At 70.3% G+C, this 13,790-nt stretch carries 15 protein-coding genes and 1 riboswitch; of the genes, 5 read left to right on the top strand and 10 right to left on the bottom strand.

Going from position 1 to position 13,790, the window contains the following annotated elements; all coding sequences use genetic code 11:
- Positions 1–4: 4 nt before the first annotated feature.
- Positions 5–577, top strand: a complete 573-nt coding sequence (locus ACIRU3_RS16230; protein ID WP_404056922.1) for a hypothetical protein — start codon at positions 5–7, stop codon at positions 575–577.
- On the opposite strand, the gene ACIRU3_RS16235 is transcribed toward ACIRU3_RS16230, so the two are convergent.
- The 4 genes from ACIRU3_RS16235 to ACIRU3_RS16250 all read right to left on the bottom strand — a co-directional run bounded on the left by ACIRU3_RS16235 (position 574) and on the right by ACIRU3_RS16250 (position 3,935).
- Entirely contained in the window at positions 574–2,127 is a 1,554-nt protein-coding gene (locus tag ACIRU3_RS16235) for a carboxylesterase/lipase family protein (protein WP_404056631.1), read from the bottom strand. The two genes, ACIRU3_RS16230 and ACIRU3_RS16235, sit on opposite strands and share 4 nt — an antisense overlap.
- 76 nt (positions 2,128–2,203) lie before the next feature.
- Positions 2,204–3,331, bottom strand: a complete 1,128-nt coding sequence (locus ACIRU3_RS16240; RefSeq protein ID WP_404056633.1) for an NADH:flavin oxidoreductase — start codon at positions 3,329–3,331, stop codon at positions 2,204–2,206.
- Between the two features lie 182 nt (positions 3,332–3,513).
- On the bottom strand, positions 3,514–3,705 hold the full coding sequence (locus ACIRU3_RS16245) for a hypothetical protein (protein ID WP_404056942.1): 192 nt from the start codon (positions 3,703–3,705) through the stop codon (positions 3,514–3,516).
- Positions 3,702–3,935 (bottom strand): hypothetical protein, encoded by a 234-nt coding sequence (locus ACIRU3_RS16250; RefSeq protein WP_404056635.1) that lies wholly within the window; start codon positions 3,933–3,935, stop codon positions 3,702–3,704. Before ACIRU3_RS16250 ends, ACIRU3_RS16245 begins: the two co-directional genes overlap by 4 nt.
- Positions 3,936–4,050: 115 nt before the next feature.
- On the opposite strand from ACIRU3_RS16250, the gene ACIRU3_RS16255 reads away from it, so the two are divergent.
- The gene (locus ACIRU3_RS16255) at positions 4,051–4,890 is read left to right on the top strand and encodes a Scr1 family TA system antitoxin-like transcriptional regulator (RefSeq protein ID WP_404056637.1); all 840 of its coding nucleotides are present in this window, start codon (positions 4,051–4,053) and stop codon (positions 4,888–4,890) included.
- Positions 4,874–5,086, top strand: a complete 213-nt coding sequence (locus ACIRU3_RS16260) for a DUF397 domain-containing protein (RefSeq protein WP_404056639.1) — start codon at positions 4,874–4,876, stop codon at positions 5,084–5,086. The genes ACIRU3_RS16255 and ACIRU3_RS16260 overlap by 17 nt, the downstream gene beginning before the upstream one ends.
- A gap of 528 nt (positions 5,087–5,614) precedes the next feature.
- Here the strand turns inward: ACIRU3_RS16260 and groL are convergent.
- The 4 genes from groL to thrC all read right to left on the bottom strand — a co-directional run bounded on the left by groL (position 5,615) and on the right by thrC (position 9,816).
- Positions 5,615–7,237 carry a chaperonin GroEL gene (groL, locus tag ACIRU3_RS16265; RefSeq protein WP_404056641.1) on the bottom strand — a complete coding sequence of 541 codons (1,623 nt, stop codon included), beginning with the start codon at positions 7,235–7,237 and terminating at the stop codon, positions 5,615–5,617.
- Positions 7,238–7,610: 373 nt separating this feature from the next.
- Positions 7,611–7,817, bottom strand: a complete 207-nt coding sequence (locus ACIRU3_RS16270) for a cold-shock protein (RefSeq protein WP_019057200.1) — start codon at positions 7,815–7,817, stop codon at positions 7,611–7,613.
- Positions 7,818–8,260: 443 nt separating this feature from the next.
- A complete protein-coding gene (locus ACIRU3_RS16275) occupies positions 8,261–8,536 on the bottom strand; it encodes a ubiquitin-like small modifier protein 1 (protein ID WP_404056643.1) in 276 nt (91 codons plus the stop codon).
- A complete protein-coding gene (thrC, locus tag ACIRU3_RS16280) occupies positions 8,533–9,816 on the bottom strand; it encodes a threonine synthase (RefSeq protein ID WP_404056645.1) in 1,284 nt (427 codons plus the stop codon). Before thrC ends, ACIRU3_RS16275 begins: the two co-directional genes overlap by 4 nt.
- A gap of 17 nt (positions 9,817–9,833) precedes the next feature.
- A riboswitch (SAM riboswitch) is annotated at positions 9,834–9,975 on the bottom strand.
- A gap of 158 nt (positions 9,976–10,133) precedes the next feature.
- On the opposite strand from thrC, the gene ACIRU3_RS16285 reads away from it, so the two are divergent.
- Positions 10,134–11,078 (top strand): glucosyl-3-phosphoglycerate synthase, encoded by a 945-nt coding sequence (locus ACIRU3_RS16285; protein WP_404056924.1) that lies wholly within the window; start codon positions 10,134–10,136, stop codon positions 11,076–11,078.
- Positions 11,079–11,164: 86 nt separating this feature from the next.
- Complete coding sequence (locus tag ACIRU3_RS16290; RefSeq protein WP_404056647.1) at positions 11,165–12,583, top strand: trehalose-6-phosphate synthase; 1,419 nt, start codon at positions 11,165–11,167, stop codon at positions 12,581–12,583.
- Between the two features lie 26 nt (positions 12,584–12,609).
- Here the strand turns inward: ACIRU3_RS16290 and otsB are convergent, their stop codons facing one another.
- Complete coding sequence (otsB, locus tag ACIRU3_RS16295) at positions 12,610–13,443, bottom strand: trehalose-phosphatase (RefSeq protein WP_404056649.1); 834 nt, start codon at positions 13,441–13,443, stop codon at positions 12,610–12,612.
- 94 nt (positions 13,444–13,537) lie between these two features.
- A complete protein-coding gene (locus ACIRU3_RS16300) occupies positions 13,538–13,762 on the bottom strand; it encodes a DUF3263 domain-containing protein (protein ID WP_404056651.1) in 225 nt (74 codons plus the stop codon).
- Positions 13,763–13,790 lie beyond the last annotated feature (28 nt).

Below are 13,790 nucleotides of genomic sequence, written 5' to 3' on the forward strand. Positions count from 1 at the left end.
AGGCATGAACCACGCCCAGCTCACCGCTCTCGGCCGTGCGCTTCGGCTCCTCGGGGAGCAGGGGGAAGCGCTCACCGCCGACACTCCGGACGCCCGTCTGCACGAGGTCAAGGCCGATCTGCGGCGGGCCCTCGACCTGCTGGAGGAGACCGTCGGCGCGGGCGCGCCCACCACCCGCTGCCCGGAGCATCCGCACGGGCCCGTCGACGAGGGCGCGCCCGATCTGTGTCTGCTCTGCGAGACCCGGCGCCGGGCGGCGCGGCGGTCGGAGTTCCAGAGCGGCAGGCCGCAGCCGGCCGAGCCCGCCGCCAAGGCTCCCTCCCGGTACGGCGTCCGTGCCGACCGGCCCCAGCCCCAGCAGCGGTGGCTGCCGGAGGCGTGGAACGGGCGCGAGTGGCAGTTGTGCGGGACGCCACGGCGGGACCGGAGGGAGGCCGAGGCGTATCTGGCCGCCCAGCGGCACGGATCCCGGCCCGCCATGGCGTACCGGCTCGTGCACGAGTTCACCGACTACGAGGTGCTGCGGATCTGGGGGACACCGGTGCAGGTGGACATCGAGCCCATGGGCAACCTCTAGCCGAGGAGCGGCAGAGGGAGGAAGTCGTAGCCCTCCCACAGGCGCCTGCTGCGCTCCTCCGGGTAGGCCGTGACCTGCGGCTCCGTGTCCAGGATCTGCACCAGACGGTCCTCGGTGCCGTAGGCCGGCCAGCCCGGGTCTCCCGTGCGCGCGAACGACGTCCACGCGCGGCGGAAGCGGGACGACAGCTCCTCCGCCTCGGCCGGTGTGTCCGTCCCGGCGAACAGCAGTCTTCCCAGGTCGGCGTCGAAGCCGCCGAAGAGCAGGGTGACGTCCAGGGTGTGGCAGGCGCCCAGCACGCCGCCGCTGCCGGGCGCCGGCCAGGTCAGTTCGTAGACGTGGGCCCGGCCGCCGCCGGCCAGCTGGGCCTGGGCGAGGTGCACGGTCGGCATCGCGAACAGCCAGTCCGTCTGGACCCGTTCGTACAGCTCGGACGGGGAGGCGTCCGGGAAGGCCGTGCGATAGGCCCGCTCGCCCGCCGCGCCGCCCGGGGCCAGCAGGCGCAGGGCCGCCGTCACCTGCTCGTCCGTGATCTTGCCCAGCATGCCGCCCATGGCAAGGAAGAGACGGAACTCGTCGCGGTTGTGGCCGACCAGGAGGTCCACTTCCCTGGCCGCTCCCGCCGCCAGGGCCCGCCAGGGGGTGGTGGGCAGTACGTCGCCGTCGACGACCGGGGCGAAGGGTGTGACGGTCGGTGCCGCCTGGCCCCATCGGTCCCTGTACTGGAGCATCTTGGCGCTCAACGACTGCCCGGCGTCCGTCAGTCGACGCGGGTCGACGGCGGCCAGATCCGCCGCGGTGGGTCGTCGGCCCGCCTCGGCCGCCAGGGCCGCCGCCATGTCACGGGCCAGCTCGTCGGAGAAGAACGTGCCCGGCACGCTCTGTGCCACCGCGCGGCGGAAGAGGCCGCGCGTCCTCGGCATCGCCAGCAGCGAGGCCACCGAGCCCGCTCCGGCCGACTCCCCGAAGACGGTGACCTGGTCGGGGTCGCCGCCGAACGCCGTGATGTTCGCCCGCACCCACTCCAGGGCCGCCACCTGGTCCAGCAGGCCACGGTTGGCCGGCGCGCCGTCCAGACGGGCGAAACCCTCTATACCCATCCGGTAGTTGAAGGTGACCACGAGGACGTCGCCGTCCCGGGCGATGCGCCGCGCGTCGTAGGCCGGCTGGCCGGCGTGGCCGAGTTTGTACGCGCCGCCGTAGATCCACACCATGACCGGGCGGCCGGCGGAGGGGTCGGCCTCGGGCGTCCACACGTTCACGGTCAGCCAGTCGTCACCCGTGGGGCCGCTCACCTCACCCGCACGGCCCTGGACGCCGATGTCCTGCGGGGGCGGCGGCCCGAAGGCGTACGCCTCCCGGGTGCCGTCCCAGGGCCGGGCCGGGCGCGGGGCCTGGAACCGGGCCTCGCCGACCGGTGGTTCGGCGAAGGGGATCCCGCGGAAGACCGCCAGACCGTCCTCGTGGCGGCCGCGCACCGCGCCGGAGGCGGTGCGCACCACGGGTGGGGCGGTCCCCGTCCCCCGGGCCCGCGACTCGCTCGTCGTCATGCTCGCTCCTCACTGGTCATCAGGGGAACGGACGGGAACGATCACGAGTGCCCGGCGGCCGGGAAAAGGGACCGGCTCAGCTGAGGGTCTTCAGCGCGGCCGCGTCGTACGGCTTCAGCTCGTCGAAGCGGTCGCCGAGCACCTTCGCCGCCCACTCCGGGTCCTGGAGCAGCGCGCGGCCTACGGCGACCATGTCGAACTCCTCGGCCTCCAGCCGGTCCAGCAGGTTGTCGATGCCCTTGACCGGGGAGCCCTCGCCCTGGAAGGCGCCGATGAAGTCTCCGTCGAGGCCGACCGAGCCGACGCTGATGACCGGCTTTCCGGTGAACTTCTTCGTCCAGCCCGCGAGGTTCAGGTCGGAGCCCTCGAACTCGGGCAGCCAGTAGCGGCGGGTGGAGGCGTGGAAGGCGTCGACGCCGGCGGCGGCCAGCGGGGCGAGGATCGCCTCCAGCTCCTCGGGGGTCTCGGCGAGCCGGGCACTGTAGTCCTGCTGCTTCCACTGCGAGTAGCGGAAGAGGACCGGGAAGTCGGGGGACACGCGCTCGCGGACCGCCGCGACGATCTCCGCCGAGAACTTGGTGCGGGCCACCGGGTCGCCGCCGTACACGTCCGCGCGGCGGTTGGTGCCCGCCCACAGGAACTGGTCGAGCAGGTAGCCGTGGGCGCCGTGCAGCTCGACACCGTCGAAGCCGATGCGCTCGGCGTCGGCCGCGGCCTGGGCGAACGCCTCGATGACGTCGTCCAGGTCCTGCTGGGTCATGGCCTTGCCGGTGGGCTCGGCGCCCTCGGTGACCACGCCGGACGGGCCGACCGCGGGAGCGTCCGCGAACGGCGGCTCGCCCTGCTTGCGGACCATGCCTATGTGCCACAGCTGGGGCACGATCGTGCCGCCCGCCTCGTGCACCGCCGCGGCGACCTTCGCCCAGCCCGCCAGCTGCTCCTCGCCGTGGAACCGGGGCACACGGTCGCTCTGCCCGGCCGAGTCGTGCCCGACGTACGTCCCCTCGGTGACGATGAGACCGACACCGGCGGCGGCGCGGCGCGCGTAGTACGACAGCACGTCCTCGCCCGGGACGCCGCCCGGGGAGAACATCCGGGTCATCGGCGCCATCGCGATCCGGTTGGGCACGGTGAGCCCGTTGATGGAGATCGGACGGGAGAGGATCTGGGCCGCGCGGGAGGCGGGGGGCGTCGTGACGGTCACGTGGGGGCTCCTGGTGGGTGACTCGGTTGACCGGCTGGTATGTGCACGCGCATTGTTGCACCTCCTCAAGCAACGACCCACCCCCTCTCCTCATTCCGACCGGGGACGCACCGTCCAGTGATCCCGGACACACCCGGGACATCAGGGCAGCTCGGCCGTTGGGCGCGAGCAGGCGTCCCGGTTCAGGCGCCGCCCCCTTCCCGCAACACCTCGTCCGGCGCCACCTCCACCTCCCCCAGCCCGTCCGGCGGGCAGTCCCATTCCCGCCCACCGCCGATGGGCCGTAGCTGCACATAACCCCCTACGCGCGCCATGACCTCACCGATACGCCCGGTCCGCACGTCCACCGCGTACGTCCCGATCTCCCCGTTCACACGCCCCCGCCCGACCGCCGCAGCGCCGCCGCCAGCCGCGAGGCCACGCCCAGGTTGCAGCGGCCCAGATCGACCAGGGCGTACGGGTGGCCGTGGGCGCCGGTCACCGGGTCGATCCGCAGCGAGGGCAGGACGATCCCTACGTCATGCAGGGCCGCACGCAGCCGCTCGACGGCCTCCTCCGCGGACCGGGCGGGCCGCTCGTCCGCCGCCGATTCCTTCGTCTCCATTGCGCCAGTCCCTTCACGGTGGGTGTTCGCGTTCGCTACACAGCGTGGGCATCGGCGCCCTAACCTGGCTAGTCACGGCGTCCCAACAACCCCTGCTGTCAGATCGGGAGTTGCCATGGCAGGACCTAAGGACCTCGACCCGTCGTCATCGCCCAGGGCCCTGCTGGGTGCGGAGCTGCGACACGCACGCGAGAAGGCCGGGATGAGCCAGGAGGAGCTGGGCCATCGGTTGTTCGTGAGCGGGTCGTTCATCGGGCAGCTGGAGGCGGGGACGCGGCGGATGCAGATGGAGTACGCGCGGACACTGGACGAAGTCCTGGGGACGGAGGACTTCTTCGCGCGGAACTGCAAGGCGGTAGCCAGGTCGAAGTATCCGGACCACTTCGCGGAGGCGGCGGAGGCTGAGGCAGTCGCATCGGCCATCAAGGAGTACGCCCCCTTGCTGATTCCGGGATTGCTTCAGACGCGCGAATACGCACGGGCCGTCTTCCGCGCGTATCGGCCAACGGCAACCGAGGACGTCATCGACGAGCTGTTGGGGGCCCGGCTGGAGCGAGCCCGCATCCTCGACGATCCAACAAAGCCCCTGTTGTGGGCAGTGCTTGACGAGGCCGTCGTGCGTCGCGCGACAGGTGGGACGGCAGTTATGGCGGAGGCCCTGCGGCATGTGACGACGCTGGTCCGGCAACACCGGATCATCGTGCAGGTGCTGCCCTTCAGCGCGGGGGCGCACGCGGCCATGACGGGCGCCCTGACGCTCATGGCCTTCGACGGCGCCCCACCACTCGCCTTCATCGAAGGCCCGAGCATGGGGCGGCTTGAGGACGACCCGCCCACCGTCGCGCGCCACGAACTGACCTACGATTTACTCCGGGCCAGCGCCCTCTCACCTCGGGAATCCCTGGCCCTGATCGAGTCAGCGGCAGAGGATTACGCCCATGAAGATCAGCTCTGAGCACGTCCTGGACACAACCACCTGGCGCAAGTCCAGCTACAGCGGCGGCGAAGGAGGAAACTGCCTCGAAGTAGCCGACGGCCACTCCACCCTCGTCCCTGTCCGCGACTCCAAGGCCCCTCACGGCCCGAAGCTCGTGTTCCGGCCGGACGCCTGGTCGGCCTTCATCGAAAACCTCAGACGCCTCGGCGCTTGAGCCTCGGGCGTCGAGCCCCGAGACCTGTTTTCAAGGAATGGGTGGAGGGCCTCAACCCACCCTCCCACCCGGCGAGTTGACGTGACGCATTCGGTTTGCCACGCACAGTTACGATCGCCTAGCGTGCCCGCATAACGAACAGCCCCCACCAGGCGCTACCAACACCTGCGGGGGCTTGACCAACGAGATCGAAAGCAGTCGATCCCATGGCTGATGCCAAGCTTGGTGCTGCCCCCCTGCCCGCGCACGCGACCCCGCACCCGATGGCCAATCCGGGTTACGGCAAGCGCTCCGCGCCTGACCAACCCGCGACAACAGCACCGTCGTTGTCTACAGCGAGCCCAAAGACGGCATCGTCTCTCACTCCTGGGGTTCCCCTGTGGAGGTCCCCGACCCCGTCGGCCTCACCCTCGACACTTCGGAGCTCAAGGAGTACGCCGACTGAACACGCCCGAGGGCGGCACCCCCAGCCAGAAGCTGGAAGCACCGCCCTCGGTCCGTAGGACAGGCGATCAACCGTCAGGTCGATCAGAAGTCCATGTCACCGCCCGGCATGCCGCCCGGAGCGGCCGCGGCGGCCTTCTCCGGCTTGTCGGCGATGACGGCCTCGGTGGTGAGGAACAGCGCGGCGATGGAGGCGGCGTTCTGCAGGGCAGAGCGGGTCACCTTCGCCGGGTCGATGATGCCCTCGGCGATCATGTCGACGTACTCGCCGGTGGCGGCGTTCAGACCGTGACCGACGGCCAGGTTGCGCACCTTCTCCACGACGACGCCGCCCTCGAGACCACCGTTGACGGCGATCTGCTTCAGCGGGGCCTCCAGCGCGAGCTTCACGGCGTTGGCGCCGGTCGCCTCGTCACCCTGCAGGTCCAGCTTCTCGAAGACCGAGGAAGCCTGCAGCAGAGCCACGCCACCACCGGCGACGATGCCCTCCTCGACGGCGGCCTTCGCGTTGCGGACGGCGTCCTCGATGCGGTGCTTGCGCTCCTTGAGCTCCACCTCGGTGGCGGCACCGGCCTTGATGACCGCGACACCGCCGGCGAGCTTCGCCAGGCGCTCCTGCAGCTTCTCGCGGTCGTAGTCCGAGTCGCTGTTCTCGATCTCGGCGCGGATCTGGTTGACCCGGCCGCCCACCTGCTCCGAGGAGCCGGCACCGTCGACGATGGTGGTCTCGTCCTTGGTGATGACGACCTTGCGGGCGCGGCCCAGGAGGTCCAGGGTCGCGTTCTCCAGCTTGAGGCCGACCTCCTCGGAGATGACCTCGCCGCCCGTGAGGATGGCGATGTCGCCGAGCATGGCCTTGCGGCGGTCGCCGAAGCCCGGGGCCTTGACGGCGACGGACTTGAAGGTGCCGCGGATCTTGTTGACGACCAGGGTCGACAGGGCCTCGCCCTCGACGTCCTCGGCGATGATCAGCAGCGGCTTGCCCGACTGCATGACCTTCTCCAGGAGCGGGAGCAGGTCCTTGACGGAGCCGATCTTGGAGTTGGCGATGAGGATGTACGGGTCCTCGAGCGACGCCTCCATGCGCTCCATGTCGGTCGCGAAGTAGGCGGAGATGTAGCCCTTGTCGAAGCGCATGCCCTCGGTGAGCTCGAGCTCCAGACCGAAGGTGTTGCTCTCCTCGACGGTGATGACGCCTTCCTTGCCGACCTTGTCCATGGCCTCGGCGATCAGCTCGCCGATCTGGGTGTCGGCGGCGGAGATGGAGGCCGTGGAAGCGATCTGCTCCTTGGTCTCGACGTCCTTGGCCTGCTCCAGCAGGGCGGCGGAGACGGCCTCGACGGCCTTCTCGATACCGCGCTTCAGAGCCATCGGGTTGGCACCCGCGGCGACGTTGCGCAGACCCTCCTTGACCAGGGCCTGGGCGAGCACGGTCGCGGTGGTCGTACCGTCACCGGCGACGTCGTCCGTCTTCTTGGCGACTTCCTTGACCAGCTCGGCGCCGATCTTCTCGTACGGGTCCTCGAGCTCGATCTCCTTGGCGATGGAGACACCGTCGTTGGTGATCGTGGGGGCGCCCCACTTCTTCTCGAGGACGACGTTGCGGCCCTTGGGGCCGAGCGTCACCTTCACGGCGTCCGCGAGCTGGTTCATGCCGCGCTCGAGGCCGCGCCGCGCCTCCTCGTCGAACGCGATGATCTTGGCCATGTGAAGTGGTCCCTCCAGGACTGGGGGTGATTCCTTCGGACCGCGCCCGCGCCCGCGACGGACGGCTCGCCGACCTGTGGTTCCTTGCCCCACCTGGCCTGCGGGCCTCACCGACCCGGTCCTTCTTTGTCACTCTCACCTTCAGAGTGCTAACGCCAATGATTAGCACTCGCCCCGTCCGAGTGCAAGAAGCACCCGCGAAGCGGACCCCTTGAGGGGTGGCGGTCGGGCGACGGGCGGGCGCAAGCGCCTCGGGAGGATCCGCAGGTGGGCGGCGCTCCCCGTACCGGGGCAGACCGAAGGGCCCGTACCCCGGGAGGCACGGGCCCTTCGAAGATGAACAGAAGAACGTCGCTGTCAGTCGACGCGTGCGTCAGCTGGTCGCCAGTCGGACCATGTCCGCCTGCGGACCCTTCTGGCCCTGCGAGATCTCGAAATCGACCCGCTGCCCCTCTTCCAGGGTGCGGTAACCGTCCATCTGGATCGCGCTGTAGTGGACGAAAACATCCGCACCACCGTCGACCGCGATGAAGCCGTACCCCTTCTCCGCGTTGAACCACTTGACGGTGCCCTGAGCCATGCCTAACTCCCCTATTACTGGCCCTTGCACAGATCCACACTTCGCGGACCCGGGTCAGACCTCACCCCCCATTGGTCGGGGGCGTGCGCCGGAACGCGTCGACCGCGGCTGAATGTATCTGTCCAACTGCCGTCTGCAACAGGTCAATCGGACGAGAATTCTGGACGAGCCCGGTCCGGAATCTGGCGAGAATTCGTCCGAATTCAGGGCAAGTCGGGCCCCATAAAGGGAGCATAGGCCGCATATGACCCGCCCACTTTGGCTACTTCTTGTCGGGGCGTACGGCATGATTCCGGGGCCTGCGACCCGCAGATCCGGAACGCGTTCCCCAACTGTACCGCGCTCAATCACACTGAATTGCCCCCTCCGCTTCTCTCACGGAGGGGGCAATCCGATGAACAATCGGTAACCGGGGTTACCGAAGGTAATGATCGGTCATTCGGTCATCCGCCGGCGACGGCAGGAATGATGGAGACACCGGCACCGTCCGGGGTCGCGGTTTCCAGGCCCTGCTCGAAGCGGACGTCGTCGTCGTTGACGTACACGTTGACGAAGCGGCGCAGCTTGCCCTGGTCGTCCAGCACCCGGGCGGCGATCCCGGTGTGCTTCTTCTCCAGGTCCTCGATGACCTCGGAAAGGGTCGCGCCCTCGGCGGCGACCTCGGCCCGGCCGCCGGTGTAGGTGCGCAGGATGGTGGGGATGCGAACGGTCACGCTCATGCGAGGCCAGCCTCTCGGAAGGAGTCCAGGGTCGGGCGGATGGTGGCGGTGAGGCCGGTGCCGGCCACCGCGTCGAGGGTCTTGAGGCCGTCGCCGGTGTTGAGGACGACCGTGGTGAGCGACGGGTCCAGGACGCCGTTCTCGACCAGCTTCTTCGTCACGCCGACGGTCACCCCGCCCGCCGTCTCGGCGAAGATGCCCTCGGTGCGGGCCAGCAGCTTGATCGCGTCCACCACCTGCTCGTCGGTCACGTCCTCCACCGCACCGCCGGTGCGGCGCGCGATGTCCAGGACGTAGGGCCCGTCTGCCGGGTTGCCGATGGCGAGGGACTTGGCGATCGTGTTCGGCTTCTGCGGGCGGACCACCTCGTGTCCGGCCTTGAAGGCGGTGGACACCGGCGAGCAGCCCTCGGCCTGCGCGCCGAAGATCTTGTACGGCCGGTCCTCGACCAGACCGAGCTTGATCAGCTCCTGCAGACCCTTGTCGATCTTCGTGAGCTGGGAGCCGGAGGCGATCGGGACCACGATCTGGTCCGGGAGCCGCCAGCCGAGCTGCTCGCAGATCTCGTACGCGAGGGTCTTCGAGCCCTCCGCGTAGTACGGCCGCAGGTTGACGTTGACGAAGCCCCAGCCCTCGCCGGCCGGGTCACCGATCAGCTCGGAGCAGAAACGGTTCACGTCGTCGTAGTTGCCCTCGATGCCGATCAGCTCGCCGCCGTAGACCGCGGCCATGACGACCTTGCCCTGCTCCAGGTCGTGCGGGATGAACACGCAGGAGCGGAAGCCGGCACGGGCCGCGGCGGCGCCGACGGCTCCGGCCAGGTTGCCGGTCGAGGAGCAGGAGAGCGTGGTGAAGCCGAAGGCGCGCGCGGCCTCCAGCGCCTGGGCCACCACCCGGTCCTTGAAGGAGTGCGTCGGGTTGCCGGAGTCGTCCTTCACGTACAGCCCGCCGGTGACGCCCAGCTCGCGCGCCAGGTTGTCGGCCTTGACGAGCTTGGTCCAGCCCGGGTTGATGTTCGGCTTGTCGGCCACGTCGGCGGGGACGGGCAGCAGCGGCGCGTACCGCCAGATGTTCGCCGGGCCGTCCTCGATGCGCTTACGCAGCTCTTCGGTTTCGTACGCGGAGAAGTCGTAGGCGATCTCCAGCGGGCCGAAACACTCCTCGCAGGCGAACACGGGTCCGAGGGGTACCCGGTGACCGCATTCGCGACAGCTGAGGGCGGCGGCAGGACCGAGGTCTACGGTGGGATTGCTGGTGCTTGCAACTGTCTGCACAGCCATGGAGGCGAGGCCCTTTCTCCTCATCTTCCTCACGACGCATCTCGCCGTGAGACGGATTTGGCACCTTCCCTAGCCGGGAGCCTCGCTGGAGAACGAGAACCGACTGGAGGGTTGCCGGGGCTTCATCGGGCCGTGTCCCTCTGCCCCTCTGGATGAGCTGTATGTGGTTGTAAACGCTCTTGAGTCACGACATGCGATGGTCATCGGCGTTGTTCAAGACTGTAACCGAAGGCCAGGACAGTTGAGATAGTCGTCCGAACCGCGAGATGGATCACAAGGTCACACCGAGTGATCACGACAGTGAGGAGCCGCAGACCGTGCTGGAAGAAGTCGAGCGCTGGCTGGCCACCCGCTCCTGGTCCGTGGCCGATCGTCCCCTGCACCGGATACTGGCCGCCAAGCAGCGCACGGGCCAGTCCGTCTCCGTCGTCCTGCCCGCGCTGAACGAGGAGGAGACGGTCGGCGACATCGTCGCGGTCATCCGTCACGACCTCATGCAGCAGGTCCCGCTGGTCGACGAGATCGTCGTCGTCGACTCCGGTTCCACCGACCGCACCGCGCAGGTCGCCGGCGCCGCGGGCGCCCGGGTCGTCCACCGCGACGACATCCTCCCGCGCCTCCCGGCCGTCCCCGGCAAGGGCGAGGTGCTGTGGCGCTCCCTGCTGGTGACCAGCGGGGACGTCGTCTGTTTCATCGACGCCGACCTGAAGGACTTCTCCTCCGACTTCGTCTCCGGGATCGTCGGCCCGCTGCTCACCGAACCGGGCGTCGATCTGGTCAAGGCGATGTACGACCGTCCGCTCGCCGGCGCGGCGGGACAGGGCGGCCGGGTCACGGAACTCATGGCCCGCCCGCTGCTGAACATGCACTGGCCGCAGCTGGCCGGATTCGTACAGCCGCTGGGCGGCGAGTACGCGGCCCGCCGCTCGCTGCTGGAGCAGCTTCCGTTCCCGGTCGGTTACGGCGTCGAGCTGGGCATGCTGGTCGACTCCCTGCACCTCGTCGGCCTGGACGCGCTGGCCCAGGTGGACGTGGGGGTGCGCAAGCACCGCCACCAGGACGGGCAGGCGCTGGGCCGCATGGCCGCGGCGATCTACCGCACGGCGCAGCTCCGGCTCGCCCGCGGACACCTCGTACGGCCCTCCCTGACCCAGTTCGAGCGGGGCGCGGAAGGGTTCGAGCCGCGCACCTACTCGGTGGACACCGAGGAGCGGCCGCCGATGGCGGAGATCGCGGAGTACGCGGCGCGCCGGGTGGCGTGAGGGGCGCACGAGAACGGCTGTATACAGCCCCCTTCCGGGGCAGACCGTACGTTTGAGCGTTTCCGGGCCGGGCTAGGTTGAGGCGTATGGCTTCCACCCACGGTGCTGAGGTGCTGGTCGCGTCCAATCGCGGCCCGGTTTCGTACGAGGTGCGCGAGAACGGCTCGCTGTTCGCCAAACGGGGCGGCGGCGGGCTGGTCTCGGGTCTGTCGGCCATCGGGCCGGACAGCAACGCGGTGTGGGTGTGCGCCGCGCTGGGCGAGGGCGACCGGGAGGCGGTGCGGCGCGCGGGCGAGGGGCTGCTGCCGGCCGAGGAGACCGGCGGGCAGCGGGTGCGGATGCTCGGCATCGACGCCGACGTGCACGCCGACGCGTACAACGGCATCGCCAACTCGGTGCTGTGGTTCGTCCACCACATGCTCTACCAGACCCCGCTGGAGCCGGTGTTCGACGCGGAGTTCCGGCGTCAGTGGGCGTCGTACGAGGCGTACAACCGCGCCTTCGCCAAGGCGCTGGCCCAGGAGGCGGCCGAGGGCGCTGCGGTGCTGATCCAGGACTACCACCTGGCGCTCGCGCCCCGGATGCTCCGGCAGCTCCGCCCCGACCTGCGCATCGGCCACTTCTCGCACACCCCGTGGGCCCCGCCGGACTACTTCCGCCTGCTGCCCGACGACATCGCGGCCGAGTTGCTGACCGGCATCCTGGGCGCGGACCGGGCGGCGTTCCTGACCCAGCGGTGGGCGGACGCGTTCGTCGACTGCTGTCACGCGGTGCTGGGCCCCGGCATTCCCTCCGGGACCCGGATCGGGGTGCACGGGCTGGGGGCCGACGCGGACTTCCTGCGGGAGCGGGCGCACCGGCCGGACGTGGACGAACGGATGGCCGCGCTGCGGGCGGAGATCGGCGAGGGGCGCCGGGCGATCGTCCGGGTGGACCGTACCGAGCTGTCCAAGAACATCGTGCGCGGCCTGCTGGCCTACCGGCAGCTGCTGGAGGACCACCCCGAATGGCGCGAACGGGTCGTCCACGTGGCCTTCGCCTACCCGTCCCGGCAGGATCTCGCCGTCTACCGCGCCTACACGGCCGAGGTGCAGCGGGTGGCGGACGAGATCAACTCCGCCTACGCCACACCGGGCTGGACCCCCGTCGTACTGCACGTCAAGGACGACTTCGCCCGCTCGCTCGCCGCGTACCGGCTCGCGGACGTGGCGCTGGTCAACCCGATCCGGGACGGCATGAACCTGGTCGCCAAGGAGGTGCCGGTCGTCTCCGACGAGGGCTGCGCGCTGGTGCTGTCGCGGGAGGCCGGGGCGTACGAGGAGCTGGGCGAGGACGCGATCGTGGTGAACCCGTACGACATCGGCGGGACGGCCGGGGCGTTGCACGAGGCACTGAGTCGGCCGGCGGGCGAGCGGGCGGAGCGGTCCAAGAGGCTGGCCGCCGCCGCCACCGCGCTGCCGCCCGCTCAGTGGTTCCTGGATCAGCTGGGCGCACTGGACGGGTGACGGCCGGGCACCCGGCCCGGCCGTGCTCAGGACATGTGTGCTGCCAGCGCGCGGAGCAGCGCCACGACTCCCTCCGGGCCGTCGACCACCACATCCGCTCGTTCCGCCAGTTCCGTGACCTCGGCGCTGCCGCTGCAGACCAGGAGGCCGGGGATGCCGTCGGAGCGGAGTTTGTCGACGGCCGCGTAGGCGGGGAGGTCGCCGAGGTCGTCGCCCGCGTAGAGGACGGACTCGGCTCCGACGGAGCGGACGTGGTCGAGCAGGACGACGCCCTTGTCCATACCGGGCGGGCGGAGTTCGAGAACCAGCCGGCCGGGCTCGACGATCAGGCCGTGCCGGGTGGCGAGGTCGGCGAGGGGTTCGCGCAGGGCCTCGAAGGCGGCCTGGGGGTCGTCGGCACGGCGGGTGTGGACGGCGACGGCACGCCCCTTCTCCTCGATCCACGTGCCGTGCCAGGCGCCGACGCGGTCCAGCAGGCCCGGCAGTTCGGCGCGGACCGCGGCCACGCCGGGATGGGGTGGGGGCGCGGTGACGGTGCCGGTCGCGGCGTCCCAGCGCTCGGCGCCGTAGTGGCCGAGGACGACGAGGTGCTCCAGGCCGGACACGCCCGCGAAGCCGCCGTGCCGTACGGCGACCCCGGCGGGCCTGCCGGTGATCACGGCGACGGAGGCCACCTCGGGGGCGAGCCGGGCGAGCGCGGGTACGGCGTCGGGGTGGGCGCGGGCCTGCTCGGGGTCGGCGACTATCGGGGCCAGCGTGCCGTCGAAGTCGAGGCCGATGACAGCGGTGCGGGGTTTCGCCAGCAGCGCCGCCAGTCCGTCCCGGCCGGGCTGGGTCAGCGGGGTCGGCAGAAGGTCCATACAGCGACACTATCCAGCGCGGGCCCTGGTCACTCCTGGAGTTCCGCTCCCGGGCCCCGCCGTCTCGTGCGCCCAGCGCCCGATTCGGCCGGCCTCAGCGCTCCGCCCTGCGCGCCTCCCGCACCCGGCGCAGGCGATTCACCGTGACCGGATCCAGCGCGAGCGCCCTCTCGTCGTCCAGCAGCGCGTTGAGCAGGTGGTAGTAGCGCACCGGGGCCAGGCCCAGTTCCTCGCGTATCGCCCGTTCCTTCGCGCCGGGGCCGGGAAAGCCCCGGCGCTCCAGCGCGAGAATGGCCTTTTCGCGGCTGCCCAGTTCCATGGGCGCAACCGTAACGCCGGGCACCGAC

Origin of the sequence: Streptomyces sp. NPDC101151 (assembly GCF_044768335.1) — a bacterium.
Classification (GTDB): Bacteria; Actinomycetota; Actinomycetes; order Streptomycetales; family Streptomycetaceae; genus Streptomyces.